The sequence below is a fragment of the Streptomyces albofaciens JCM 4342 genome, from assembly GCF_008634025.1.
In the GTDB taxonomy this organism is placed as follows: Bacteria; Actinomycetota; Actinomycetes; order Streptomycetales; family Streptomycetaceae; genus Streptomyces; species Streptomyces albofaciens.
Window position 1 is genome coordinate 2,243,375 of sequence record NZ_PDCM01000001.1, and the last position, 25,996, is coordinate 2,269,370.

Sequence of the window (25,996 nt, forward strand, 5' to 3'; positions counted from 1 at the left end):
GTCAGGTCTTCTTGCGGAACTTGGCCACGGCCAGGGGCGCGAACACCAGGGTGATGCCGGCGGTCCAGGCCAGGGTGATCAGCACCGGCTGGGCGACCGCGCCCTGCCCGTTCATCAGGGCCCGTGCCGCGTCCGCGAGGTTCGACAGCGGGTTGACCTTGGTGAACGCCTCCATCCAGCCCGGCATCGTGGTCGGCGGGGCGAATATGGAGGAGCCGAACTGCAGCGGCATCAGGACCATGAAGCCGACGCCCTGCACCGCCTGCGGGGTCTTCATGGTCAGGCCCAGCAGCATGAATATCCAGGTCAGCGAGGAGCCGAAGAGCAGCGCCAGGGCGACGGCCGCCAGCAGCTCCAGCGGGCCGGTCTTCAGGTCGAAGCCGATCAGGAACGCCAGCACCAGCAGGATGACGGTGGAGACCAGCATCCGCCCGGACTCCACGACCATCTTCGCCGTCAGCACCGAGGAGCGGGCTATCGGCATCGTGCGGAAGCGGTCCATCACCCCCTTGTTGAAGTCGTCGTTGACGCCGGAGCCGACCGACATGGCGATGTTCAGACCGCCCATGGCCAGCAGGCCGGGGATGATGTAGTTCACGTACGCGGAGCGGTTGCCGCCGAGGCTGCCGCCCATCGCGCCGCCGAAGACGTACACGAACAGCAGCGTGAAGACGATCGGCATCAGCAGGGCGTCGATCATCGACTCGGGGTCGTTCTTGATCTGCATCGCGTTGCGGCGCATCAGGGCGCTCGTGTGGCGCACATGGGCCCGCAGGCCGATCCGGCCCTCGTCGGCACCCGTCCGCTGCGGCTTGCCCGGCGCCGCCACCGTCGCGGCACTCATGCCGGAACCTCCTCGTACTGCTTGTCCTGAACGCCCTGTGGGTCCTGCGGACCGTCCTGCGGGCCGCCGCCCGCGGCCTCCGAGGTCTTCTGGCCGGTGATGGCCAGGAACACCTCGTCCAGGCTGGGCAGATGGGTGTTGATGCCGGAGAGCACGAAGCCCCGCTCACCGAGCATGCCGACCACGGCGGACAGCTGCTCGTCGCTGACGATCGGGACGTTGACCACGCCGTCCTCGTGGTCGGCGGTGGCGCCCGCGATGCCGTCCAGGCCGGCCTGCGCGATGGCGCCGGCCATCCGGTCCAGCTCGGCGGCGTGCGCCGGGCGTATCTGGAGCGTACGGCCGCCGACCTTGGTCTTCAGCTCGTCGACCTTGCCGTCGGCGATGACCCGGCCGCGGTCGATGACCGTCAGCTCATGGGCCAGCTGCTCGGCCTCTTCCATGTACTGGGTGGTGAGCAGGACCGTGGCGCCGTCGCGCACCATGCTGCGGACCTCGTCCCACACCTCGTTGCGGGTGCGGGGGTCGAGACCGGTCGTCGGCTCGTCCAGATACAGCACCGCGGGCCTGCCGATCATGGAGGCGGCCAGGTCGAGGCGGCGGCGCATACCGCCGGAGTACTTGGCGGCGGCCCGGCCGGCGGCCTCGGTGAGCGAGAACCGCTCCAGCAGCTCGTCGGCCCGCGCGCGGGCGTCCTTGCGGGAGAGGTCCAGCAGCCGGCCGATCATGTACAGGTTCTCGCGGCCGGAGAGCTTCTCGTCGACCGAGGCGTACTGGCCGGTGAGGCCGATCGTGCGGCGCAGCGCGCGCGGCTGGCGCACCACGTCGAAACCGGCCACGGTCGCCGTGCCGGCGTCCGGCACCAGCAGTGTGGACAGGCAGCGCACCAGCGTCGTCTTGCCGGCGCCGTTCGGCCCCAGCACGCCGAGGACGGTGCCTTCCCGCACATCGAGATCCACCCCGTCCACGGCCTTCACCTCGCCGAAGTGCTTGACCAGCCCCCGCACTTCGACGGCGTTCCCCGCGCCGTTGGATGTCGTCTTTCGCGTCATGCCCCTCACGATGACAGCCCCCACTGACAAACGACCGACAGCCGGCCGACAGCCGAGGTCGGGCCGTCGCCGGCGGGCCGCGCCGCCTCACCGGTCGGTCTCGATCTCCTTCATGGTCATGTGGGATTCGAGGCGGAGGACGGCGGGCAGACAGCTGAGCCGGCCGGTCAGGAAGGCTTCGTAGGCGGCGTGGTCGGCCACGGCGACGCGGATGAAGTAGTCGGGGCGCCCGTACATGCGGCGGAACTCGATGACCTCCTCGTAGGAGGCCACGGTGGCCTCGAACTCCTCGAAGCTCTTGCGGTCCTGGGCGTAGATCTCCACGGCGACGAAGACCTCCAGCCCGCGGCCGATCGCCTGCGGGTCGACGACGGCCCGGTATCCGGCGATGACACCGGCCTCCTCCAGCCGCTTGACCCGGCGCAGGCAGGGCGGCGGGGTCAGGCCGACGCGCTTGGCCAGCTCGACGTTGGTCAGCCGCCCGTCCCGCCGGAGGTGAAACAGAATTTCCCGGTCTACCGCATCAAGGGTTATTTCATTGCGCACCGGTCCATTATAGAGCGATAAGAGGAAACCATATAAGGCGGAATTCTTTCTAAGATTTCGCCCATGGAAACAAGCCCTGCCGTCACCGGGGGCCGTCCTCGGCCCGCACCTGATGTCCCCGTGTCCGCGGAACGTTCCGAGGCGCTCGCGGCGTTCAGAGAATCCGCCGGCGCCGTTCTGGGATTCGTCCCGCTCGGCCTCGCGTTCGGGGCCCTGGTGACGCAGTCGGGGCTGGACTGGTGGTGGGCGGGGCTGTCCGCGGCGCTCGCCTTCGGCGGCTCGTTCGAGTTCCTGCTCATCGGCCTGGTCACCGCCGCGGCCCCGCTGGCGGCCATCGCGCTGTCCGCGTTCATGGTGAACGTCCGGCACGTCTTCTACGCGCTGTCCTTTCCCGTGCACCGCATATCCGGCCGCCTCGGCAAGACGTACGCCACTTTCGCGCTGTGCGACGAGGCGTACGTACTGGCCACCCGCGAACAGGCCCGTTCCTGGCCCGGCCGCCGCATTCTGTGGATGCAGTTCTTCCTGCATCTGTCCTGGGCGGGCAGCGCGATCGCCGGAGCCCTGCTCGGCTCCCTCATCCCGGAAAGCGTCACCGGCCTGGACTTCGCCCTGACCGCCCTGTTCGCCGTCCTCGCCATCGACGCCGTACGGGATATGCGCGGCGACCTGTCCACCCCCGGGCTCGCGCTGCTCAGCGCCCTCGGCGCCCGGATCCTGTTCCCCGGAGAGATGCTCCTGGCCGCCTTCGCCCTGTTCGCCGCCGCCCTCCTGGCCCGTCAGCTCACCACCAGCAAGAAGCCGAGCCATGCCTGACCCGCGCTACGCCGTCGCCGCCGTCCTCGTCACCGCCGCCGTCACCTGGGGCCTGCGTGCCCTGCCCTTCGCGGCCCTCACGCCCCTGCGTGCCAGCCGTACCGTCCGGTACCTCAGTGCCCGCATGCCCGCCGGCGTCATGGTGATCCTGCTCGCCTACTGCCTGCGCGACCTTCCCGTCACCCACGCGCGCGGCCTGGCCCCGCTGATAGCCCTGGCCGTCACGGTCGGCCTGCACCTGTGGCGCCGCAACGCGCTGCTGAGCATCCTCGGCGGCACGGCCGTGCACGTGGTTCTCGCCAGCGCGGTCTTCACGCACTGAGCGTCGCGGTCGCCATCTTCGCCACGGCCGCCGCCGTATGGAAAGGCCGGGCGGACGCCTTCTTCGCGGACGTCCGTCCGGCCTTCGTTCATCTCGGCGGAGGCTGTGCTCCGTGACCGGGATCAGCGGAAGCTGTGCTCCTTCGCCGGGAACGCGCCGCCGACGACGTCCTCGGCGAAGTCCTTGGCCGCGTTGCCCAGCACCTCGCGCACGTTGGCGTACCGCTTCACGAAGCGCGGGACGTGCCCGCTGGTCAGGCCGGCCATGTCGGTCCACACCAGGACCTGCGCGTCACAGCCGACGCCCGCGCCGATGCCGACCGTGGGGACGTGCAGCGAGCGGGTGACCTCGGCGGCCAGTTCGGCCGGTACGGCCTCCAGGACGACCGCGAAGGCGCCCGCGTCCTGCACGGCCTTCGCGTCGCGCAGCAGCTGCTGGGCCGCTTCCTCGCCGCGGCCCTGCACCGGGTAGCCCCCGTACGCGTTGACGGACTGCGGCGTCAGGCCGACGTGGGCCATGACCGGGATGCCGGCGGACACCAGCAGCTCGACCTGGTGGGCGGAGCGCTCGCCGCCCTCCAGCTTGACCGCGCCGACGCCGGCCTCCTTGACCAGGCGGGTGGCGTTGCGCAGCGCCTGGACCGGGCTCTCCTGGTAGGCGCCGAAGGGCAGGTCGCCGACGATCAGGGCGCGCTTGGTGCCGCGGACGACCGCCGCGGACAGGATGGTGATCTCGTCCATCGTGACCGGCACGGTGGAGTCGTATCCGAGGTGGCAGTTGCCCATCGAATCGCCGACCAGCAGCACCGGGATGCCGGCCTCGTCGAAGACGGAGGCGGTCATCGCGTCGTAGGCGGTGAGCATCGGCCACTTCTCGCCGCGCTCCTTGGCGGCGGCGATGTCGCGCACGGTGACCCGCCGCGAGCTCTTTCCTCCGTACAGCGCCTTGGTGGAGCTGCTGTCGGACTTGGCGGGGGACGCGGCCCCGCCGGTCGCGGCGGTGCCCTCCGCGGCCGGAATCTGGGCAGGCGAAAGCTGCGTCATGGTGACGGCTCCTGTTCGTCATCTCGAAGCGCCCTGACGGCGTCTCCGGACTCCCTTCCATGCTGGCACGCGGGCCCGGGGAGCGGAAGGGCGGGCCGGACCACGTCCCGTGGGGCGGCCGCGGGCCCCGCTCCCGGCGATGCGGAACCACCCCCTCCGATACGGAACGGCCTCGTATCGAAATAGGCGTACGCTGACCCCATGACCAGCTCCGAACCCGCCGGCATATCCGCCGCGCCCCGGCACGTCCCCGAGCACATCCACCGCCGCCGCTGGGTGATCCTGTCCGTCCTCATGCTCAGCCTGCTGATCGTGGTGCTGGACAACTCCATCCTCAACGTGGCGATGAAGACGATCGCCACCCCGGCCCCCACCGGCCTCGGCGCCACGCAGAGCGAGCTGGAGTGGGCGATCAACTCGTACACGCTCGTCTTCGCGGGCCTGCTGTTCACCTCGGGACTGCTCGGTGACCGGCTGGGCCGCAAGAAGGTGCTGCTCTTCGGCCTGGTGGTGTTCGGTGTCGGCTCGGTGCTGGCGGCCTTCTCCGGGGCGCCGGCGGAGCTGATCGCCTTCCGGGCGGTGATGGGGCTGGGCGGCGCCTTCGTGATGCCGTCCACCCTCGCCGTGCTGATGAACGTCTTCGAGCGGGACGAGCAGCCCAGGGCGATCGGCATCTGGGCGGGCGGCGTGGGGCTGGCCATCGCGATCGGCCCGATCGCGGGCGGTCTGCTGCTGGACCACTTCTGGTGGGGTTCGGTCTTTCTCGTGAACGTACCGATCGTGCTCGTCGCTCTGGTCGCGATGATCGTCCTGGTGCCCGACTCCAAGGACCCGCGGCCCGGGAAGCTGGACCCGGTCGGCGTGCTGCTCTCCGTCGTCGGCCTGGTGCTGCTGGTCTACGGGATCATCAGGGGCGGGCAGCTGGCCGACTTCACCGACCCGCAGGTGCTCGGTACGGTCCTGGGCGGTCTGCTCGTCCTGGTCGGTTTCGTGCTGTACGAGAAGCGGATCGATCACCCGTCGATCGACGTCAATCTCTTCCGCAAGCCGGCCTTCTCCGCCGCCGTGGGCGCGATCGCGCTGGTCTTCTTCGCGATGCTGGGCGTCACGTTCTTCGTCGTCTTCTACGTCCAGAGCGTGCGCGGCTGTACGCCGCTCCAGGCCGGCCTGCTGATCCTGCCGCTGGCCGTGTCCCAGATGATCTTCTCGCCGAGGGCCCGGCACGCCGTCGACCGCTTCGGCTCGCGCGTCGTCTGCTCGGCCGGGATGCTGCTGGTCGCCGCCAGCATGGCCGGATTCCTGCTGCTGGACGCCGACACCCCCATCTGGGTGCTGGAGGTGCTCTTCTTCCTCCAGGGCACCGGCTCGGCGCACATCATGCCGCCGGTCACCGTCTCGATCATGCAGTCCCTGCCGCGCGAGAAGGCGGGCTCCGGCTCGGCCCTCAACAACACGTTCCGGCAGGTCGGCGGCACGCTCGGGGTGGCCGTCCTGGGCTCGCTGCTGTCCACCGTCTACCGCGACGGCATCGACGGCACGCTGAACTCCGTACCGGGCCTGCCGGCGGGCGCGCGGCACGCGGCGGGCGAGTCCATCGAGGCCACGCTCGGCGTCGCCCGGCACCTCGGACCGGCCGGAGAGCGGCTGATCGCCGACGCGTACGACGCGTTCATCCACGCCATGCACGTCACCGCGCTCGCCTCCGCCGGTGTCGCGGTCCTCGGCGCGGTGGTGGTGGCGGCCTTCCTGCCGGGCAGGATGGGTGGCGGTGCGCGCGGTACGGACCGGGCGAAGCAGGAAAAGGCGGGAGCACGGTCATGAACCGGACGGCGGACGCGGACGCGGCGGGGACAGCGGAAGCCGGTACGCCGGCAGGCGCGGCGGCCGCGCCCGCCCCGGAAAGGCAGGCCCCCGCCCCGGAAAGGCAGGCCCCCGCCCCGGAGACGCAAGCCCCCGCCCCGGAGAGGCAGGTCCCCGCCCCGGAGGCCCAGGCCCCCGACCCGCGCCGCGGCCGCCCCCGCAACGCCGCCGCCGACACCGCGATCATCGAGGCCGTGCTGCGCATGATCGAGGACGGGGTCTCCATCGGCGAGCTGTCCATGGAGCGCATCGCCCGGGAGGCGGGCGTCGGCAAGGCCACCGTCTACCGGCGGTGGCCCGGCAAGAGCGAGCTGCTGCTCGACGTGATGCGCTCGCTGGACACCGACATCCCGCCGCCGGCCGGCGAGTCCGTGCGCGACGACCTCGTGGGCATCATCGAGTTCCTGCGCATCCGCGGCCTGGCCAAGCGCAACTCGGCGCTGCTGCGCACCATCGTCACGCACGTCAAGGCGCAGCCGGCGCTCTGGCGGGAGTACCACGAGACGGTCGTGCAGGCCCGCCGCGAGGTGCTGCTGTCCGTGCTGCGGCGGGGCATGGCGTGCGGTGAGATCCGTACGGACCGGGACATCGACCTGCTCGCCGACCTCTTCGTCGGCCCGGTGCTGTCCCGGGCCGTGCTCCACGAATGGGCGGACCTGCCGCCGGGGCTGGCCGAGGAGATCGTGGACACGGTGCTGTACGGCGTACGGCCGCGTGTCTGAACGCGTGCGGCGCCGTGTGCCCGGTCCATGCCCGTACCTGACCGCTCCATGACGGGACTATGCCCGTTCTGTCACAGCCGCCGCCGGGGCCCCGCGCCCAGGAACCTCACGCCCTGAGCGGGCCGTCATCAGTTGTAAGAAAAGGCATTACAGGCCATCGCCTAGGGTCGGAGACCACAGGTGGGGCGCACGAGGCAAGGCAGTGAGGACGGCGGCATGGCGCAGGCATACATGACGGAGTCGGGGCAGGGCCACGACCCTGAGCGGAATGCCTCCCGGGCGCGGCGCCTGCGCGACTGGTGGCGTCCGGAGGGCATGTGGCGGCGGGGCATCGTGCTCGCGGTACTGGCGGTCCTGCTCGGGCTGCTGATGCTGCTGCACGCGCAGGTCCCCAACACGGTGGGCAACCTGGGCAGTCTGCTGGAGACGTTCCTGCCGTGGCTCGGCCTGATCGGCATCCCGGTGCTGCTGATCGCCGCCGTGCTGCGCCGCTCCACGACCGCGCTCGTCGCGCTGCTGCTGCCCGCGGTCGTCTGGGTCGGTCTCTTCGGCGGGCAGGTCACGGACAAGAAGGGCACCGGCGGCAACCTCACCGTCGTCACCCACAACGTCAGCGACGAGAACCCCGACCCGGCGGGCACGGCCAGGGACATCGTGAAGTCCGGCGCGGAGGTGGTGGCCCTGGAGGAGCTGACCGGCGACGCGCTGCCCAAGTACAAGGAGGGGCTGGCCAAGGCGTATCCGTACCGCACGGTGCAGGGCACGGTCGGGCTGTGGAGCAAGTACCCGCTGTCCGACGCGGCGCCGGTGAACATCAAGATGGGCTGGACCCGGGCGCTGCGCGCCACCGTCCAGACGCCCGGCGGCAAGGAGGTCGCCGTCTACGTCGCGCACCTGCCGTCGGTACGGGTCAAGCTCAACGCGGGCTTCACCGCCAACCAGCGCGACAACAGCGCGGCCGCCCTCGGCGAGGCGATCTCCCGCGAGCGCGTCAAGCAGGTCGTCCTGCTGGGCGACCTCAACGGCACGATGAACGACCGCTCCCTCGCCCCGGTCACCGCGCAGATGCGTTCGGCCCAGGGCGCGGCGGGCGACGGCTTCGGCTTCTCCTTCCCGGCCGGCTTCCCGATGGCGCGGATCGACCAGATCATGATGAAGGGGATCGACCCGGTGTCCTCCTGGACGCTGCCGCGGACCGGCAGTGATCACCTTCCGCTGGCCGCCTCGGTCAAGATCTGACAAAGCCGGTGCGGCCCCTGACGGCCGGGGTGAGCGTGCTTCCACCCCGGCCGTCAGGGGCCGTCCGCGTGCGTCCGCCCGTGCGCCGGCCCGGGTGGCCCGCCCCTCCTCCGCAACATTCCGTTCTCCCGTCGGAATGAATGGCCTGAGAGACTTTGTTCCGTAGAAGAACTTACGGACAATCCAGCTCGCACCGTCGTACGGACCCCCTGCGCACCGCTCGTCGCACCACCGCGCCCGGGGGTCCGTACGCACCGTTTTCGAAAGGTCTCTCATGCCCCTGGCGCTGCTCGCGCTGGCCGTCTCCGCCTTCGGCATCGGCACCACCGAGTTCGTGATGATGGGCCTGCTGCCCAATGTCGCGGGCGACCTGGGTACGTCCGTGCCCACGGCCGGCTACCTCGTCTCCGCCTACGCCCTCGGTGTCGTCATCGGCGCCCCGCTGCTGACCGCGCTCGGCGCGCGCGTCCCGCGCAAGCGGATGCTCCTGCTGCTCATGGCGGTCTTCACGGTCGGCAACCTGGCCTCGGCCCTGGCGCCCAACTTCGGCCTGCTGATCGCGGGCCGGCTGCTCGCCGGGCTGCCGCACGGCGCGTTCTTCGGCGTCGGCGCGGTGGTCGCGGCCCGGCTGGTCAAGGAAGGCCGGCAGGCCCGCGCGGTGGCCACCATGTTCCTCGGGCTGACCGTCGCCAACATCGTCGGCGTGCCCGCCGCGACGCTGCTCGGCCAGCACCTCGGCTGGCGCGCGACGTTCCTGGTCGTGGCCGCCATCGGGCTGGTCGCGATGGCCTCGCTGGCCCGGCTGGTCCCGCACATGCCGCGCGAGGAGCACGGCGGCGTGGCCCACGAGCTGCGCGCCATGGGCAACCGGCAGGTCGTCCTCGGCCTGGTCACCGCGGTCTTCGGCTTCGCCGGCGTGTTCGCCGTCTACAGCTACCTCGCCTCGATGATGACCGAGGTCTCCGGCTTCGCCGAGGGGTCGGTTCCGCTGGTCCTGGCGCTGTTCGGCGCGGGCATGACGCTGGGCGCGCTGGCCGCCGGGCCGCTGACCGACCGCGCGCTGCGGCCCACGCTGTACGGGGCGCTCGCGGCCCTCGCCGCGACCCTCGTGGTCTTCACCTTCGCGGTGCACGTGAAGTGGGCGGCCCTGATCTGCGTCGTGATCCTCGGCGCGGTCGGCTTCATGACCACCACGCCGCTGCAGATGCTGGTCATGCGCAAGGCGCAGCACGCGCCCACCCTGGCCTCCGCCTCCAACCACTCGGCGTTCAACCTGGCCAACGCGGGCGGCGCCTGGGTCGGCGGGGTGGCCATCGCGGCGGGCTGGGGCTGGACCTCCCCGGCGCTGGTCGGCGCGGTCCTGGCCGTCATCGGCCTGGGCATCGCGGTCACCGCGGGCCTGCTGGACCGCGGCGCCGCCGCCTCCTCCCGCGTCGTCGCGAGCAGCGAGGACGAGGTGCCGGCGGAACTGCCGGACCGGGTGGGCTGAGGCCGCGTCCCGTACCGCCCGGAGGGGCCGCGCCGTACCGCGTACCGGCGCGGCCCCTCCGCCGTGTGCGGCCCCCGTCCGCCGGCCCGCAGACCGGTCTACGGCTTGCGCGCGAAGACCGTGACGGAGTCGAGCAGGTCGACCTCCCGCCGGATGCGCCGGTGGTCGCTCCATTCCTTGACGAACTCCCGCGCGGCCTCGGGGTGCAGTTTCCCCAGGGCCTCCGGGTCGCTGACCAGGCCCGTCCAGTAGCGGTACCAGCCCTCCCACGTCCGGTCGCGGATCGAGGTCACGTCCGGGTCGGTGAATCCGGCGTCGAGGAGCCGCCGGGTGTAGGTGTGCCGGTCGTACCAGTTGGCGTCCGGCACGCTGAACCGGTACAGGCTCAGGCGCGAGGACCTGAAGTCGGTCCGCGGGGTGGCGCCGCTCAGCGGGATGGTGTCGATGGCGGCCAGGACGCCGCCGGGCTTCAGGACCCGCAGCGCTTCCGTGAAGAAGGCGCCGCGGGTGTTGAAGTGCAGAGCGGAGTCGAGGGCGACGACGCGGTCGAACATGCCGTCCGGGTAGGGAAGCCCGGTGGCGCTGCCGACGCGGAAGTCGGCCCGGTCCCGCAGTCCTTCCGACTCGGCCTGGGCACGGGCACCCGCGACGTGGCGCGGGCTCACCTCCAGACCGTGGACCTTGTGGATCCGGTTGGCCCGCAGCCAGGCGAAGTCCTGCTCGCCGTAGCCGAAGCCGACGTCGAGGACGGTGTCGGCCGGCTCGAAGCCCGCCGTTCCGGCGAGTTCGAGGGCCAGGTCCTCACCGGCCCGGTCCGGGTCGGCGGTGCCGTCCTTCCAGTAGCCGATGTTGATGTACCGGGTGGTCCGGTGCGCGAATTGCTTCTCGGGGTCGGCGAGTTCATACAGCCGTCGAACGCGGGTGTCGGGATCGGATGTGGCCACGGCCTGGATGGCCTTGCCGATCGTCTTCACCTTGTTCAACACCACGGACACTCCCTTCGGGGGCAGAAGTTCGATCTGCCACCACACCCCACTCGGGTCGCATAAATCCCTAGAGTCGCGGGCGGCACCCGGCGGCTCCGCGCCCCGGCCGCACACCGGCCCCGGGGCGGCTCGGCGAGCGGCCTCTCAGACCGCTTCCCGCCACCGGTTGGTGACCGGCAGCCGCCGGTCCTTGCCGAAGCCCTTGGCGGAGATCTTCGTGCCCGGCGGGTACTGCCGCCGCTTGTACTCGGCCGCGTCCACCATCCGCAGCACCCGCACCACCAGCTCGTCCTCGTATCCGCGCCCGACGATCCGCTCGCGCCCCTGGTCGCGGTCGACGTACAGCTCCAGGATCGCGTCGAGGATCTCGTAGTCGGGCAGCGAGTCGGTGTCCACCTGTCCGGGGCGCAGCTCGGCGCTCGGCGGCTTGGTGATCGAGTTCTCCGGGATCGGCGGTGTACGCCCCTGATCGGCCGCCGACCGGTTGCGCCAGCGCGCGAGCCGGAAGACATCGCTCTTGTACACGTCCTTGATCGGACCGAAGCCGCCCACCGCGTCGCCGTACAGCGTCGAGTAGCCGCACGCCAGCTCGGACTTGTTGCCGGGCGCGAGGACGAGGTGGCCCTCCTGGTTGGAGAGCGCCATCAGCGTCGTGCCGCGCAGCCGGGCCTGGAGGTTCTCCTCGGCGACCCCGGTCAGCTCCAGTGATGCCATGTACGCGTCGAACATCGGGGCGATCGGCACCGTGCGCAGCCGAAGCCCGGTACGCCGGGCCAGCTCGGCCGCGTCCTCCTTGGAGTGCTCGGAGGAGTAGCGGGAGGGCATCGAGACGCCGTACACGTTCCCGGCGCCGAGCGCGTCGCAGGCGATGGCCGCGACCAGCGCGGAGTCGATCCCGCCGGACAGCCCGAGCAGCACGCTGCGGAACCCGTTCTTGGTGACGTACCCCCGCAGCCCGGCGACCAGCGCGCCGTAGATCTCCTCGGTGTCCGCCAGGCGCGGGGCCTGCCCGCCGGTCTCCCGCGGCGCGTCGTCGGTCAGCGCGTCGTCGGGCAGCGGGTCCGGCGTCAGGACGGCGTGCTCGATCCGCAGCCCGTCGTCCACCACCCCGGACGGCGCGCGGGGCGCGGCGGCCGGCAGGTCCAGGTCCAGCACCACGCAGCACTCCTCGAACTGCGGCGCCCGCGCGAGCACCGTGCCCTCCCGGTCCACCACGATCGAGTCGCCGTCGAAGACCAGGTCGTCCTGCGCGCCGGACATCGCCAGGTACGCGATCGTGCAGCCGGCCTCCCGGGCGCGCCGGCGGACCAGCTCCAGCCGGGTGTCGTCCTTGTCCCGCTCGTACGGCGAGGCGTTGACGGAGACCAGCAGCCCCGCACCGGCCGACCGGGCCGCGGGCACCCGGCCGCCGTCCTGCCACAGGTCCTCGCAGATCGCCAGCGCCACGTCCACGCCGCGCACGCGGACCACGGGCAGCGTCCCGCCCGGCACGAAGTACCGGAACTCGTCGAAGACGCCGTAGTTGGGCAGGTGGTGCTTGGCGAAGGAGAGCGCGACCGCGCCCCGGTACAGCACGGCGGCGGCGTTCTGCGGGGCGCCCGCCGGCTGTCCGTACCGCGGCTGCGCCTGCTCGCAGCGGTCCAGGTAGCCGACGACGACCGGGACGTCCCCGCAGCCCTCGTCGGCGAGCCGGGCGGCGAGCGCGCGCAGCGCGGCCCGGCTCGCCTCCACGAACGACGACCGCAGCGCCAGGTCCTCGACGGGGTAGCCGGTCAGCGCCATCTCGGGGAACGCGATCAGGTGCGCGCCCCGCCGGGCGGCCTCCCGGGTCCACCGCACGATCGTTTCGGCGTTGCCGGTGAGGTCCCCGACGCAGGCGTCGGTCTGGTTCAGGGCGATCCGCAGGCGAGGCACGCGGCCGAGCTTAGGGGCCCGGCCCGCGGCTCGCCGGGAGGCCGGACCGACTGCCTGCCGGGCAGGCCGGCCCGGTACCCCGTACCGCCTACCTCCGGTACCCGAGGACCGTCATCATCCCGGACTCCGCGTGGTAGACGTTGTGGCAGTGCAGCATCCACAGCCCCGGGTTGTCGGCGTCCAGATCGACGTCCAGACGGCGGCCCGGCAGCACGATCGCGGTGTCCTTGCGCGGCCCGCCGTCCGGCAGCGCGAAGGTGTGCCCGTGCAGGTGCATCGGGTGCCACATCGTGGTGTTGTTGCGGAACGACAGCCGTACCCGCTCCCCGGCCCGCACCGGATAGCGCTGCTGCGGCGTGTACTTCCTGCCGTTGACCGCCCAGTCGTACTTCGCCATGGAGCCGGTGAGGTCGAACCGGATCGTGCGGTCCGGCGCGCGCGACGCCAGGCGCACCGACCCGTCGGCCTTGAGCCGGTCGGCCGTCAGCAGCCGCCCGTCCAGTTCCTTCGGCCGTACGGACGCGTCGGGCGCCGCGCCGTCGCCGGTGCGCAGCAGGGCCAGCCCGGTGCGCTTCTTGCCCTCGGCGAGCGCGGTCAGCGGGAAGACGCCGTCCTCGGCCGTGACCACCACGTCGTAGCGCTCGCCCATGCCCAGCAGCAGGGCGTCCGTGGCGGCGTGGGCGACGGGGTAGCCGTCGGTGTGCGTCACCGTCATGGTGTGGCCGCCGAGCGCGACGCGGTAGGCGGTGTCCCCGCCCGCGTTGACGAAGCGGATGCGGATCCGGTCGCCGGGCTTGGCGCGGAAGGTCTGCGGGTCCTCCGGGGTACGGCCGTTGACCAGGTGGTACGGGTAGTCCACGTCGCCCGCGTCGCCGCCGAGCAGCTTGCTGGTGGCGCCCATCAGCATGCGGGAGGGGCCGCCGGGGGACGGCGCCTTGCGGCCGCCCATCGAGTGCGCCCCGTGGCCCGTTCCGCTGTGGTCCATTCCACCGTGGTCCATCCCGCCGGACCCGGACCCGTGATCCATGCCCCCGGATCCGGACCCGTGGTCCATCCCGCCCATCCCCTTGGACAGTTCGGCCAGCACCGCGTCCGGCGTGCTGCCGTCCACCCCGTCGACCCAGTCGTCCAGGACGACGACCCACTCCTTGTCGTACTTCAGCGGCTCCTTCGGGTCCTCGACGATCAGGGGCGCGTACAGGCCGCGGTCCTGCTGCACGCCCGAGTGCGGGTGGAACCAGTACGTGCCGGGGTGGCTGACGGCGAAGCGGTACGTGAACGAGCCGCCCGCCCTGACCGGGCGCTGGGTCACGTCCGGTACGCCGTCCATGTCGTTGCGCAGGGCCAGGCCGTGCCAGTGCAGGGAGGTGGCCTCGGGCAGGTGGTTGGCGAGCGTCAGTTCCAGGGTGTCGCCCGCGGTGATCCGTACCTCCTTGCCGGGCAGGCCGTCCCCGTAGGCCCAGCTGTTCACCGTACGGCCGCCCAGGTCGAGCCCGGCGGCGGTGGCGGTCAGCGCGACCTTCCGTACGGGGCCGGAGCCGCGCTCGGCCTCGGCGGCCCGCACCTCCGGGCCGTCGGGGGAGACGTAGCCGCCCGGCGCCCGGTCCGGGTCGCCTGCGGCGCCGTGGCCGGTGTGGTCCGCGCCGCCCTTCTGGCCGGTGGTCGAACAGGCGGCGAGCAGGCCGCTGCCGGCGGCCGCGATGCCCGCGCCGAGCACGGCGCGGCGGGTGTGCGTACGCATGCTGAAGAAACACCTCGTGGTGAAGTCGGTCTGTCGGTGAGCGGTGAGCGCGGGGGCCGGGCCGCGGACGCGCGCAGGCGTCGGCGGCCGGCCGCGCGTCTACACGCGCAGGACCGAGAGCCGGGCGAGGTGTTTGTGCCGGGGGACCGGTGGCGGTATGGGCCGCAGACCGCGCAGCAGCCGGGCCCGTACGGCGGCGAGCAGGTCGGCGGCGCGCCGCCCCAGCAGCCGTCCCGCACGGACCAGGACGAGCACCCACAGGGTGAGCACGGCCAGACAGACCGCGCCGGGGTTCATGGCGTGGTGGTCGTCGGCGAGGGAGGAGGCGCGGACCGTGTGTTGTCGGGCTGCGTGTTCCTGGTCCGCGTGTTGCCGGGCTGTATGTTCCCGGGCTGTGTGTTCCGGGGCTGCGTGCCGGCGGTGGGGGTCCGGCATCGGCTGCGCGTGTTCCTGGTGCGCCGCCGCCGTCGCCCCCGACCCGTGCCCGCCCACCGGATGTCCCAGTGTGTGCATCCCGACGATGCCGACGATCAGCGCGGCGAACAGCAGCAGGCGGCCGCACCACGCGGCGGCCTTCCCCTGTCCGCGTCCACGCGTCGCGTACGGCATCTCTGCACGGCCTCCCGGAATCACTGCCCCGCAGCCTACCCCTACGGGGTATGCCGCCCCAGAGCCACCCGGCCCGCCCCCGGCCCGCCACTTTGCTTATCCTTGACCTCGATGTCCGAGCAGCCGAGCAAGAGCCGCCGCGCCGCCCCCGTACTCCTCCTGCTCGGAGCGGTGGCGTACACCGCCTGGGTGCTGGAGGTGGTGCTGTCCACCGGCCTCGATCCGGTACGGACGTACGTCAGCGAACTGGCCGCCGCCGACCAGCCGCTCGGCGGCCTGTTCCGCGCCACGGACCTGCTCGCCGGACTGCTCGTCCTGGCCGGCGCGGCCGCCGCCCTCCGCACGCTCCCGCGCCGCCCCTGGGCGACGGCGGGCTGGGCCGCGCTCGCCCTGTTCGGCGCCGCCACCGCGGTCGACTCCCGGCTGCCGCTGAGCTGCGCGCCGACCAGTGACCCGGAGTGCGCGGCCCGCGAGACCGCGGGCCTGGTGCCCGCCACCCACACCGCGCACGCGATCAGCAGCTCGCTGGCCATGGTGGGCGCGCTGGCCGGTCTCGTCCTGCTGACCGTCGCCGCCCGCCGGTACGGCTGGTGGCCGCCGCTCGGCCGGATCGCGCCGTGGCTGACCGCCGCCGAACTGGCCGCCACCGTCTGGACCCTCTCCTCCATCGCCGCCTTCACCGAGGGGCACGGCACCTGGGCGCTCGGCGTCGGCCAGCGCCTCCAGGTGCTGCTCGTCGCCCTGTACGTGGGCCTGCTCGCGTGGTGCGTCGGGCGAGCGGGCACCACTACGGGGAGAGAAGGGGGAACGGCATGAGCGGGGACGGTGACAAGCGCGCGGGCACGGCCCCCGGCCGCATGCTGCGCGTGGACGGCACGGTGCTGCACGTCCTGCGCGAGGGCGAGGGGCCGGTGTGCGTGCTCAGCGGCGGGCTGGGCATGAGCTGGTTCGACTGGGACCCGGTCGCGGCCCGGCTCGCGCCGCACCGTACGGTGGTCCGCTTCGACCGGCCCGGCCTCGGGATGAGCGCGCCCGGCGCGGGCCCGCCCACCGCGGCGGGCGAGGCCGCCCGGATCGCGCACGTGCTGGACGCGCTCGGCCTGCCCGGGCCGTGCACCGTCGTCGCCCACAGCCTGGCCGCCTTCCACGCCGAGGCGTTCGCCCGGCTCCACCCGGGGCGCGCCGCCGGTCTCGTGCTCGTCGACGGCAGCGTGGAGGAGGATCCGCGCCCGCGGCTGCCGCGTACGGTCCGTACGGCCTGGGCCGGCGGCCTCGCGTCCGTCCTGTCGGCCGCCGGGCTGCCGCGCGCCCTCGGACCCACCGCGCGCCGTCTGACCGTCCGCGCCTCGACCGTGCGCAACCACCCGCGCGGCCCCCACGAGGCCGGTGCCTACCGCACCAGCCGGGTGCTGCGCGCCTGCGCCCTGGAGAACGCGACGTACGCCTACCAGGCCGCCGAGGTCGCCGCGCTGCGCCCGGACCATCCGCTGCGGGGCGTGCCGGTGACGGTCCTGGCGGCGTACGACGGCAGCGAGACGCCGCGCGAACTGCGCTGGCTGGAGCGCCAGCGGGCGCTGGCCACCCAGCTCGGCGGCACCTTCGCGGTGGCCGCCCCGGCCGGCCACCTGATCATGGCCGACGCGCCGGACGCGGTGGCCACCGCCGTGCTGTCCCTCACCGCCGACCCGGACCTGGAAGGGCCGCCGCGCGGGCGCTGAACCCGGGAGCGGTCACGGCTTGGCGGTGCGCCGCGCCCGCAACTCGAAGAAGTGCGGTACGGACGCCGCGCCGACGAGCGCGTCCCACAGCCGGTCGGCCTCCGCGCCGGTGGGCGTGGGCGCCACCACGGGCCCGAAGAAGCCGCGTTCGCCGCGGCGCGTGGTGATGACCGTGACGGGCGAGCCCGCGTCCTCGCCGGAGAACTCCTGCGCCTGCTCGCGGGCCCGGGCCACCTGCCGGTCCAGCGCGGCGTCGTGCAGCACGTCGGCGTACGTCGCGGCGCCCGCTTCCGCCAGGCACCGTTCGGCCAGCTCCGGCGACGGGTCCGCGCCGCCGTCGAACACCGCGGCGCCGTACGCGGCGTACACCGTCCCGGTCAGGGTGTCCCGGCCGTCCGCGTGCGCGGCCTCGGCCAGCCGCAGCAGGCAGCGGCTCCCGGCGGCGGCCGGGCGGCGCTCGTCGGGCAGCTTCTCCAGGGGCGCGCCGTCGGTCAGGTCGAAGGCGCGGTAGGACAGCGGGACGCCCCGGCGCCCGGTGGCGTCCACCAGCCAGCGCGCGGTGCGCCACGTCCAGGGGCACGCGGAGTCGAAGTAGAACGTCACGGCCGTGACGTCGAAGTGCTTGCTCACGGGTTCTCCTCGGCCGTCGGCGGGCACTCGGCGAAAGGCGCGCGGATCAGGGCTGGTCCGGCGCGGCGGTACGGTCCCGGACGCCCGCGGAACAAAACGGGATGATCCGGGCCGCCCTCTCCCGGGGTACCGCCCGCCGCTCCCGGGCAAACGTGCCGGTGCCGCCGTGCGGCCCGGCGGTTCTGTTCCCGGCCGAGGGTGCGTAATGTGACGGTAACCCCCTCACGTGATACTGGTGTGCCACACCTCGTTGACCGGCGGGGGTGGACAGGCCGATTGACCTGCGAGGATTGGTGAGCCATGGACAAGCAGCAGGAGTTTGTGCTCCGTACGCTGGAGGAGCGCGACATCCGCTTCGTACGACTGTGGTTCACGGATGTGCTGGGGTTCCTGAAGTCCGTCGCGGTGGCGCCCGCCGAGCTTGAGCAGGCGTTCGACGAGGGCATCGGCTTCGACGGCTCCGCGATCGAGGGCTTCGCGCGGGTATACGAGTCCGACATGATCGCCAAGCCGGACCCGGGCACCTTCCAGATCCTGCCGTGGCGCGCCGAGGCCCCCGGCACCGCCCGGATGTTCTGCGACATCCTGATGCCGGACGGCTCCCCGTCCTACGCCGACCCGCGCTACGTCCTCAAGCGCATCCTCGCCAAGACCTCCGACCTCGGCTTCACCTTCTACACCCACCCCGAGATCGAGTTCTTCCTGCTCAAGGACAAGCCGGTGGACGGCACCCGGCCCAGCCCCGCGGACTCCTCCGGCTACTTCGACCACACCCCGCAGAACGTCGGCATGGACTTCCGCCGCCAGGCGATCACCATGCTCGAATCCATGGGCATCTCCGTGGAGTTCAGCCACCACGAGGGCGCCCCCGGCCAGCAGGAGATCGACCTGCGCTACGCGGACGCGCTGTCCACGGCCGACAACATCATGACCTTCCGCCTGGTGATGAAGCAGGTCGCGCTGGAGCAGGGCGTGCAGGCCACCTTCATGCCCAAGCCGTTCTCCGAATACCCGGGCTCGGGCATGCACACCCACCTCTCGCTCTTCGAGGGCGACCGCAACGCCTTCCACGAGTCCGGCGCCGAGTACCAGCTCTCCAAGGTGGGCCGCTCCTTCATCGCCGGCCTGCTGCGGCACGCGGGCGAGATCTCCGCCGTCACCAACCAGTGGGTCAACTCCTACAAGCGCATCTGGGGCGGCGCCAACCGCACCGCGGGCGCCGGCGGCGAGGCCCCCTCGTACATCTGCTGGGGCCACAACAACCGCTCCGCGCTCATCCGCGTCCCCATGTACAAGCCCGGAAAGATGGGCTCGACCCGGGTCGAGGTGCGCTCCATCGACTCCGGCGCCAACCCCTACCTGACCTACGCGGTGCTGCTCGCCGCCGGCCTCAAGGGCATCGAGGAGGGCTACGAGCTCCCGGCCGGCGCCGACGACGACGTGTGGGCGCTGTCCGACTCCGAGCGCCGCGCCCTGGGCATCGAGCCGCTGCCGCAGAACCTCGGTGAGGCCATCGACCTGATGGAGCGCAGCGAACTGGTCGCGGAGACCCTCGGCGAGCACGTCTTCGACTTCTTCCTGCGCAACAAGAAGCAGGAATGGGAGGAATACCGCTCCGAGGTGACCGCGTTCGAGCTGCGCAAGATGCTGCCGGTCCTGTGACCGCGCACCCCGCTCCGCAGCACCAGGGGCGGCGCAGCAGCGCGTTCTCCCGGCTGCTGCGGTACGGCTTCACCGACCCGTCGGCGGCCGGGCGGCTCCTGGAGGCGCCCGAACTGGCCGCCGTACGGGACGACTCGGTGCTCCTGGAGGCGCTGGGCGCCACCGCCGACCCGGACCTGGCACTGACCGCGCTGGTGCGGCTGGCCGAGGCGCAGGACGCGGACGAGCGGCAGACGCTGCTGTCCACGCTGATCACCGCGAAGCCGCTGCGCGACCGGCTGCTGGGGGTGCTCGGCGCGTCCGAGGCGCTCGGCGACCACCTCGTACGCCATCCGCGGGACTGGCACTCGCTGGTCACCTACGAGGCGGCCGACCTGCACCCGGCCACGCCCGAGTTCGAGGCGGCGCTCGCCGAGGGCGTCTGGGGCGAGCCGGGCCGGGAGCGGCCGCGCCCGGACGCGCTGCGCGCCGCGTACCGCCGCTGCCTGCTGGGCATCGCGGCCCGCGACGTGTGCGGCACCACCGATCTGGCCGAGACCGCCGCCGAACTGGCCGACCTGGCCACCGCGACGGTACGCGCCGCGCTGGAGATCGCCGCCGAGGAGCAGCCCACCGACGCCGCCGCCTGCCGCCTCGCGGTCATCGCGATGGGCAAGTGCGGCGGGCGGGAGCTGAACTACGTCTCGGACGTGGACGTCATCTTCGTCGCCGAGGCGCGCGACGGCACCGAGGAGCCCAAGGCCCTCCAGGCCGCGACCCGGCTGGCCGGCCGGATGATGCGGGTGTGCTCGGACGTCACCGCCGAGGGCACGATCTGGCCGGTGGACGCCAACCTGCGCCCCGAGGGCCGCAACGGACCGCTCGTGCGCACCCTCAACAGCCACCTCGCCTACTACGAACGCTGGGCCAAGACCTGGGAGTTCCAGGCCCTGCTGAAGGCCCGCCCGATGGCCGGCGACATGGAGCTGGGCAAGGAGTACGTGGCCGCGGTCACCCCGCTGGTCTGGCAGGTCTCCGAGCGCGAGAACTTCGTGACCGACGTACGGCAGATGCGCCGCCGCGTGGTGGAGAACATCCCCGCCGCCCAGGTCGACCGCGAACTCAAGCTCGGCCCCGGCGGCCTGCGCGACGTCGAATTCGCCGTCCAGCTGCTCCAGTTGGTGCACGGCCGCAGCGACGCCACGCTGCACAGCCCGACCACCCTCGACGCCCTCTCGGCGCTGGCCGCCGGCGGCTATGTGGGCCGCGAGGACGCCAAGGCGCTGGACGCCGCGTACTGCTTCCTGCGCACGCTCGAACACCGCATCCAGCTCCACAAGATGCGCCGCACCCACCTGATGCCCGAGGAGGAGCCCGACCTGCGGCGCCTGGCCCGCTCGATGGGCATGCGCACCGAGCCGGTGGAGACGCTGCGCAAGGAGTGGAAGTGGCACGCCCGCGAGGTGCGGCGGCTGCACGAGAAGCTGTTCTACCGGCCGCTGCTGGACGCCGTGGCGCACCTGGAGGCGGGCGGCACCCGGCTCTCCGCCAAGGCCGCCGGCCAGCGCCTCGAAGCGCTCGGCTACGCCGACCCGGTCGCCGCGCTGCGCCACCTCGAAGCGCTGGCCTCCGGCGTCACCCGCAAGGCCGCCATCCAGCGCACCCTGCTGCCCGTCCTGCTGGCCTGGTTCGCCGACTCCGCCGACCCGGACGCCGGACTGCTCAACTTCCGCAAGGTCTCCGACGCGCTCGGCAAGACGCCCTGGTACCTGCGCCTGCTGCGCGACGAGGGCGCCGCGGCCGAGAACCTGGCCCGCGTCCTGTCGGCCGGCCGCCTGGCCCCCGACCTGCTGCTGCGCGCCCCCGAGGCGGTCGCGCTGCTCGGCGCCAAGGACGGGCTCCGGCCGCGCGGCCGGGCCGCGCTGGAACAGGAGGTGCTGGCCGCGGTCGGCCGCGCGGAGAACGCCGAGCAGGCCGTCACGGCGGCCCGCGGGGTGCGGCGCCGGGAGCTGTTCCGTACCGCCGCCGCCGACCTGATCGGCGCGTACGGCACCGACGGCCACCCCGCCGAGCAGGATCGCGGCCACGCCGCCGACGTGGTCGGCGGCGCCGTCTCCGACCTGACCGCCGCCACCATCGCGGGCGCGCTGCGCGCCGCCGTACGCGACCAGTGGGGCGACACCCTGCCCACCCGCTTCACCGTCATCGGCATGGGCCGCTTCGGCGGCCACGAGCTGGGGTACGGCTCCGACGCCGACGTGCTGTTCGTGCACGAGCCGCGCGAGGGCGCCGACGAGCAGGAGGCCGCCAAGGCCGCGCACGCCGTCGCCAACGAGATGCGCCGCCTCCTCCAGCTGCCGTCCTCCGACCCGCCGCTGCCGATCGACGCCGACCTGCGCCCGGAGGGCAAGACCGGGCCGCTGGTGCGCACGCTCTCCTCCTACGCCGCCTACTACCGGCGCTGGTCGCTCGTCTGGGAGGCGCAGGCCCTGCTGCGCGCCGAGCCGGTCGCGGGCGACGCCGAGCTGGGGGAGCGGTTCATCGAGCTGGTCGACCCGCTGCGCTATCCGGTGGAGGGCCTGGGCGAGGACGCCGTACGCGAGATCCGCCGGCTCAAGGCCCGGATGGAGACCGAACGGCTGCCGCGCGGCGCCGACCCGACCACCCACACCAAGCTCGGCCGCGGCGGCCTGAGCGACGTGGAGTGGACCGTGCAGCTGCTCCAGATGCAGCACGCCTGGTCGGAGCCGGGCCTGCGCACGACCCGCACGCGTACGGCGCTGGCCGCGGCCCGCGACGCCGGGCTGCTCGCCACGGAGGACGCGCAGATCCTCGACGAGGCGTGGGTGCTCGCGTCACGGGTGCGCAACGCGGTGATGCTGGTGCGGGGCCGCCCCGGCGACACGTTCCCGTCGGACGCGCGGGAGCTGGCGGCGGTCGGCCGCTACCTCGGCTACGAGGAGGGGCACGTCGGGGAGATGCTGGACGACTACCGGCGCACCACGCGCCGGGCCCGTGCGGTGGTCGAGACGATCTTCTACGGGGCGTCCTGACGCGGGCGCCGCAGGCGCGGCGGCCGCAGCGGCGGCCTCAGACCGCGGCGACCCGGCGCGGCAGCCGGTGCGGCAGCGCCGCGTACCAGGCGAAGGCCAGGCCGATGCCGAAGGCCAGGCACAGGATGCCGCCCACCGCGTCCAGCCAGAAGTGGTTGGCGGTGGAGACGATCACCACGAGGGTGGTGGCCGGGTAGAGCAGGCCCAGCACCTTGGCCCACACGGGCCTGGCGATCAGCGCGATCATCACGCCGCACCACAGCGACCAGCCGATGTGCATCGAGGGCATCGCCGCGTACTGGTTGGACATCGAGGCCAGGTTGCCGGAGGCCATCGAGCCCCAGGTGTGGTGGACGATGACGGTGTCGATGAAGCCGCCGCCGTTCATCAGGCGGGGCGGGGCCAGCGGGTAGAGGTAGTAGCCGAGCAGGGCCACGCCGGTGGTCGCGAAGAGCGCCAGGCGGGCGGCGGCGTACCGGCCGGGGTGCCAGCGGTAGAGCCAGACCAGCACGCCGATGGTCAGTATGAAGTGCAGCGTGGCGTAGTAGTAGTTCATCGACACGATGAGCCAGGTCACCGAGTCGACGGCGTGGTTGATGGTCTTCTCGACCGCGATGCCGAGGGTGTGCTCGGCCCGCCAGATCCAGTCCGCGTTCTTCAGCGCCTGGGCCTTCTGCTCGGGCACGGCGTTGCGGATCATGGAGTAGACCCAGTAGCTGACCGCGATCAGCAGGATCTCGAACCAGAGCCGCGGGGTACGGGGGGAGCGCAGACGGGCCAGCCGGCCACCGGAGGACACGCTCGGCGCGGTGTCCTCGGCGGGCGGCGGTACGGCCGTACGGCCGTCAAGAGTCTTCACATGCGCTTCACCCATAGGCAGACAGTCTGCCAGAAAGGGGTCCGCGGCCGATCACCCTCCGGTCGGGTCCCGGAAGGCCCCGCGTAGCACTTCAGGGGGAGGGGGAACCCTTACGCTCGGCTTCCATCCGTATCAGAGGAGACGGCCGGACCGGGAATCCGGGCGGCCCTCGGAACGGAAGCGGTGGAACCGCGCACCACCAGCTCCGGGTGGAAGACGAACTCGCTGTGCGGCGCCGGGGTGCCGCCGACCTCCTCCAGCAGCGCGCGCACGGCCGCCTGGCCCATCGCGGTGACCGGCTGCCGGATCGTGGTCAGCGGCGGGTCCGTGAAGGCGATCAGGGGGGAGTCGTCGTAGCCGACGACGGAGACGTCCCGGGGCACGTCCAGGCCCTGCTGCCGGGCGGCCCGGATCGCGCCCAGCGCCATCATGTCGCTGGCGCACACCACGGCCGTGCAGCCGCGGGCGAGCAGCGCGGCGGCCGCGGCCTGCCCGCCCTCCAGGGTGTACAGGGAGTGCTGGACCAGCTCCTGGGCGGCGGCCCGGTCCAGGCCCAGCTGCTCGCCCATGCTGTGCAGGAAGCCTTCGATCTTGCGCTGCACGGGCACGAAGCGCTTCGGGCCGAGCGCCAGCCCGATCCGCTCGTGGCCCAGTGCGGCCAGATGGGTGACGGCGAGGCGGATCGCGGCCCGGTCGTCGGGCGAGATGAACGGCGCCTGCACCTTGTCGGAGAAGCCGTTGATCAGGACGAAGGGCACGCCCTGGCCGCGCAGCTGCTCGTAGCGCTGCATGTCGGCGGAGGTGTCGGCGTGCAGCCCGGAGACGAAGATGATCCCGGCGACGCCGCGGTCCACCAGCATCTCGGTCAGCTCGTCCTCGGTGGAGCCGCCCGGCGTCTGGGTGGCCAGCACCGGGGTGTAGCCCTGGCGGGTCAGCGCCTGGCCGATGACCTGCGCGAAGGCCGGGAAGATCGGATTGTCCAGCTCCGGCGTTATCAGGCCGACCAGCCCGGCGCTGCGCTGCCGCAGCCGTACCGGGCGCTCGTACCCGAGCACGTCGAGCGCGGCCAGCACGGACTGGCGGGTGGTCGCGGAGACGCCGGGCTTTCCGTTGAGCACCCGGCTGACGGTGGCCTCGCTGACACCCGCCTGCGCTGCGATGTCGGCCAGCCGGGCGGTCATGGATGGGACTGTACCGGTCGCCTCCCGGATTGCCCACGTCGCCCACGCTTCCGGCGGGCGGGCGGCGCCGCGGGCCCGCCCGCCGAGGCCGTCCCTCAGAGGCCCCACCAGGTGCAGGAGTCACCCGGCAGCAGGGCGGTGTCCCCCTCGGCCGCGAGTGTCGTGGAGGAGAGCAACAGCCGCCCGGGGCGGGGGAGTTCGACGGCGCGGTCCAGGGTGTTGAGGGTGCACAGCAGGTCGGTGTGGCCCGAGCGGCCGGTACGGGTGAAGGCCAGCACCCCCTCGGGCGCGTCCGCCCAGGCCAGGCTCCCGTCGCCGAGGCTGGTGTGGGCGCGGCGCAGGGCGAGCGCCGCGCGGTACAGCTCCAGGGTGGAGGCCGGGTCGCCGGTCTGGGCCCGTACGGACAGGTCCTTCCAGGCGCGCGGCTGGGGCAGCCAGCTGCCGCCCGGCCCGAAGCCGTACGCGGCCGTCTCGCCGCACCACGGCAGCGGCACCCGGCAGCCGTCGCGGTGCCCGTCCTGCCCGTCGCCGCGGAAGAACGCGGGGTCCTGGCGCACCTCGTCGGGCAGGTCCGTGACCTCGGGCAGCCCCAGCTCCTCGCCCTGGTAGAGGTAGGCCGAGCCGGGCAGCGCGAGCATCATGAGCGTGGCGGCGCGGGCCCGCCGCAGGCCGCCGAGCCGGGTGGTGTGCCGCACCACGTCGTGGTTGGACAGCACCCAGGAGGTGGTGGCGCCGACCGAGGTGGTCGCCGCGAGCGAGGCGTCGATGACCGCGCGGAGCGAGGCGGCGGACCAGTCGGCGGTCAGGAACTGGAAGTTGAACGCCTGGTGCAGCTCGTCGGGGCGCACGTACAGGGCCAGCCGCTCGGGGGACGGCGCCCAGGCCTCGGCGACGCCGATGCGCTCGCCGGGGTAGGAGTCCAGCAGCCGGCGCCAGGCGCGGTGGATCTCGTGGACGCCGTCCTGGTCGAAGAAGGGCAGCACCTGGCTGCCGATGAGCTTGGCCTGCTCCTTGTGGCCGATGTCCGGCAGCCCCGGCGCCTTGATCATGCCGTGCGCCACGTCGATGCGGAAGCCGTCCACCCCGAGGTCGAGCCAGAAGCGCAGGATGGCCTCGAACTCGGCGTGCACGTCCGGGTTCTCCCAGTTCAGGTCGGGTTGTTCCGGGGCGAACAGGTGCAGGTACCAGTCGCCGCGTTCGGTGCGGGTCCAGGCGGGCCCGCCGAAGACCGACTCCCAGTCGTTGGGCGGCAGCTCGCCGTCCGCGCCCTTGCCGGGCCGGAAGATGTAGCGCTGCCGGGCCAGTTCCGGGTCCTGGAACCAGGGGTGCTGGTCGGAGGTGTGGTTGGGCACGATGTCGACGATCACCCGCAGGCCCAGCGTGTGCGCGGCCCGTACGAGGTCGTCGGCGTCCTGGAGGCTGCCGAACAGCGGGTCGACGGAGCGGTGGTCGGCGACGTCGTACCCGCCGTCGGCCTGCGGCGAGGCGTAGAACGGGGTGAGCCAGACGGCGTCCACGCCCAGGTCCCGCAGGTACGGCAGGCGCTGCCGGGCGCCGCGCAGGTCGCCGATCCCGTCGCCGTCGCAGTCCGCGAAGGACCGTACGTACACCTGGTAGATGACGGCGTCGCGCCACCAGCCCGTTCGGCCGCCGGGCGGGTGGCCCGCGTGGGCGCGGCCGGGCGAGGTCAGCTCCTGGGTCATCTGGCATCCCTGTCGAGAGTGGGGCGTT

22 protein-coding genes are annotated in these 25,996 nt (G+C 72.8%); 10 read left to right on the forward strand and 12 right to left on the reverse strand.

The annotated features are described in order from the left end of the window. Position 1 precedes the first annotated feature (1 nt). From CP973_RS10155 to CP973_RS10165, 3 genes are all read right to left on the reverse strand, one after another. Positions 2 to 844: an ABC transporter permease gene (locus tag CP973_RS10155; RefSeq protein ID WP_150239477.1), complete on the reverse strand. Its 843-nt coding sequence runs from the start codon at positions 842 to 844 to the stop codon at positions 2 to 4. Next, the gene (locus tag CP973_RS10160) at positions 841 to 1,896 is read right to left on the reverse strand and encodes an ATP-binding cassette domain-containing protein (RefSeq protein ID WP_150239479.1); all 1,056 of its coding nucleotides are present in this window, start codon (positions 1,894 to 1,896) and stop codon (positions 841 to 843) included. The genes CP973_RS10155 and CP973_RS10160 overlap by 4 nt, the downstream gene beginning before the upstream one ends. Positions 1,897 to 1,983: 87 nt before the next feature. Next, entirely contained in the window at positions 1,984 to 2,442 is a 459-nt protein-coding gene (locus CP973_RS10165) for an Lrp/AsnC family transcriptional regulator (protein ID WP_150239481.1), read from the reverse strand. A gap of 63 nt (positions 2,443 to 2,505) precedes the next feature. Here CP973_RS10165 and CP973_RS10170 point away from each other — a divergent pair, with 63 nt between their 5' ends. After that, the gene (locus tag CP973_RS10170) at positions 2,506 to 3,258 is read left to right on the forward strand and encodes an AzlC family ABC transporter permease (RefSeq protein WP_208853160.1); all 753 of its coding nucleotides are present in this window, start codon (positions 2,506 to 2,508) and stop codon (positions 3,256 to 3,258) included. Continuing rightward, positions 3,251 to 3,580 carry a branched-chain amino acid transporter permease gene (locus CP973_RS10175; RefSeq protein ID WP_150239485.1) on the forward strand — a complete coding sequence of 110 codons (330 nt, stop codon included), beginning with the start codon at positions 3,251 to 3,253 and terminating at the stop codon, positions 3,578 to 3,580. Before CP973_RS10170 ends, CP973_RS10175 begins: the two co-directional genes overlap by 8 nt. 122 nt (positions 3,581 to 3,702) lie before the next feature. Here CP973_RS10175 and panB read toward each other — a convergent pair whose 3' ends face one another. Next, a complete protein-coding gene (gene panB, locus CP973_RS10180; protein ID WP_150239487.1) occupies positions 3,703 to 4,623 on the reverse strand; it encodes a 3-methyl-2-oxobutanoate hydroxymethyltransferase in 921 nt (306 codons plus the stop codon). A gap of 201 nt (positions 4,624 to 4,824) precedes the next feature. Here panB and CP973_RS10185 point away from each other — a divergent pair, with 201 nt between their 5' ends. The 4 genes from CP973_RS10185 to CP973_RS10200 all read left to right on the forward strand — a co-directional run bounded on the left by CP973_RS10185 (position 4,825) and on the right by CP973_RS10200 (position 9,933). Then, complete coding sequence (locus CP973_RS10185; protein WP_150239489.1) at positions 4,825 to 6,444, forward strand: MFS transporter; 1,620 nt, start codon at positions 4,825 to 4,827, stop codon at positions 6,442 to 6,444. Beyond that, entirely contained in the window at positions 6,441 to 7,205 is a 765-nt protein-coding gene (locus tag CP973_RS10190; protein WP_244409364.1) for a TetR/AcrR family transcriptional regulator, read from the forward strand. The genes CP973_RS10185 and CP973_RS10190 overlap by 4 nt, the downstream gene beginning before the upstream one ends. A gap of 231 nt (positions 7,206 to 7,436) precedes the next feature. Next, the gene (locus CP973_RS10195; protein ID WP_425281997.1) at positions 7,437 to 8,444 is read left to right on the forward strand and encodes an endonuclease/exonuclease/phosphatase family protein; all 1,008 of its coding nucleotides are present in this window, start codon (positions 7,437 to 7,439) and stop codon (positions 8,442 to 8,444) included. 274 nt (positions 8,445 to 8,718) lie between these two features. Continuing rightward, positions 8,719 to 9,933, forward strand: coding sequence for an MFS transporter (locus tag CP973_RS10200; RefSeq protein ID WP_150239493.1), 1,215 nt, complete (start codon positions 8,719 to 8,721; stop codon positions 9,931 to 9,933). 98 nt (positions 9,934 to 10,031) lie between these two features. Here CP973_RS10200 and CP973_RS10205 read toward each other — a convergent pair whose 3' ends face one another. From CP973_RS10205 to CP973_RS10220, 4 genes are all read right to left on the reverse strand, one after another. Further along, positions 10,032 to 10,922, reverse strand: coding sequence for a class I SAM-dependent methyltransferase (locus tag CP973_RS10205; RefSeq protein ID WP_167538309.1), 891 nt, complete (start codon positions 10,920 to 10,922; stop codon positions 10,032 to 10,034). Positions 10,923 to 11,063: 141 nt separating this feature from the next. Then, positions 11,064 to 12,833 (reverse strand): NAD+ synthase, encoded by a 1,770-nt coding sequence (locus CP973_RS10210; protein WP_150239497.1) that lies wholly within the window; start codon positions 12,831 to 12,833, stop codon positions 11,064 to 11,066. An 88-nt stretch (positions 12,834 to 12,921) separates the two neighbouring features. Continuing rightward, entirely contained in the window at positions 12,922 to 14,574 is a 1,653-nt protein-coding gene (locus CP973_RS10215; protein WP_150239499.1) for a multicopper oxidase family protein, read from the reverse strand. Between the two features lie 99 nt (positions 14,575 to 14,673). Continuing rightward, positions 14,674 to 15,183 (reverse strand): hypothetical protein, encoded by a 510-nt coding sequence (locus CP973_RS10220; RefSeq protein WP_150239501.1) that lies wholly within the window; start codon positions 15,181 to 15,183, stop codon positions 14,674 to 14,676. A 111-nt stretch (positions 15,184 to 15,294) separates the two neighbouring features. Here CP973_RS10220 and CP973_RS10225 point away from each other — a divergent pair, with 111 nt between their 5' ends. Then, positions 15,295 to 15,999, forward strand: coding sequence for a DUF998 domain-containing protein (locus tag CP973_RS10225; protein WP_150239503.1), 705 nt, complete (start codon positions 15,295 to 15,297; stop codon positions 15,997 to 15,999). After that, positions 15,996 to 16,901 carry an alpha/beta fold hydrolase gene (locus tag CP973_RS10230; RefSeq protein WP_150239505.1) on the forward strand — a complete coding sequence of 302 codons (906 nt, stop codon included), beginning with the start codon at positions 15,996 to 15,998 and terminating at the stop codon, positions 16,899 to 16,901. The genes CP973_RS10225 and CP973_RS10230 overlap by 4 nt, the downstream gene beginning before the upstream one ends. A gap of 12 nt (positions 16,902 to 16,913) precedes the next feature. Here the strand turns inward: CP973_RS10230 and CP973_RS10235 are convergent, their stop codons facing one another. Beyond that, positions 16,914 to 17,531, reverse strand: a complete 618-nt coding sequence (locus CP973_RS10235) for a mycothiol-dependent nitroreductase Rv2466c family protein (RefSeq protein ID WP_167538310.1) — start codon at positions 17,529 to 17,531, stop codon at positions 16,914 to 16,916. Between the two features lie 300 nt (positions 17,532 to 17,831). Here CP973_RS10235 and CP973_RS10240 point away from each other — a divergent pair, with 300 nt between their 5' ends. Both CP973_RS10240 and CP973_RS10245 read left to right on the forward strand, forming a co-directional pair. After that, positions 17,832 to 19,193, forward strand: coding sequence for a glutamine synthetase family protein (locus CP973_RS10240; protein ID WP_003982840.1), 1,362 nt, complete (start codon positions 17,832 to 17,834; stop codon positions 19,191 to 19,193). Beyond that, entirely contained in the window at positions 19,190 to 22,225 is a 3,036-nt protein-coding gene (locus CP973_RS10245) for a bifunctional [glutamine synthetase] adenylyltransferase/[glutamine synthetase]-adenylyl-L-tyrosine phosphorylase (protein ID WP_150239509.1), read from the forward strand. The genes CP973_RS10240 and CP973_RS10245 overlap by 4 nt, the downstream gene beginning before the upstream one ends. A gap of 37 nt (positions 22,226 to 22,262) precedes the next feature. On the opposite strand, the gene CP973_RS10250 is transcribed toward CP973_RS10245, so the two are convergent. The 3 genes from CP973_RS10250 to CP973_RS10260 form a co-directional block, all read right to left on the reverse strand. Continuing rightward, a complete protein-coding gene (locus tag CP973_RS10250) occupies positions 22,263 to 23,099 on the reverse strand; it encodes a phosphatase PAP2 family protein (RefSeq protein WP_150239511.1) in 837 nt (278 codons plus the stop codon). 95 nt (positions 23,100 to 23,194) lie between these two features. Then, a complete protein-coding gene (locus tag CP973_RS10255; protein WP_150239513.1) occupies positions 23,195 to 24,265 on the reverse strand; it encodes a LacI family DNA-binding transcriptional regulator in 1,071 nt (356 codons plus the stop codon). 95 nt (positions 24,266 to 24,360) lie between these two features. Further along, entirely contained in the window at positions 24,361 to 25,968 is a 1,608-nt protein-coding gene (locus CP973_RS10260; RefSeq protein WP_150239515.1) for a glycoside hydrolase family 13 protein, read from the reverse strand. Positions 25,969 to 25,996: the final 28 nt, after the last annotated feature.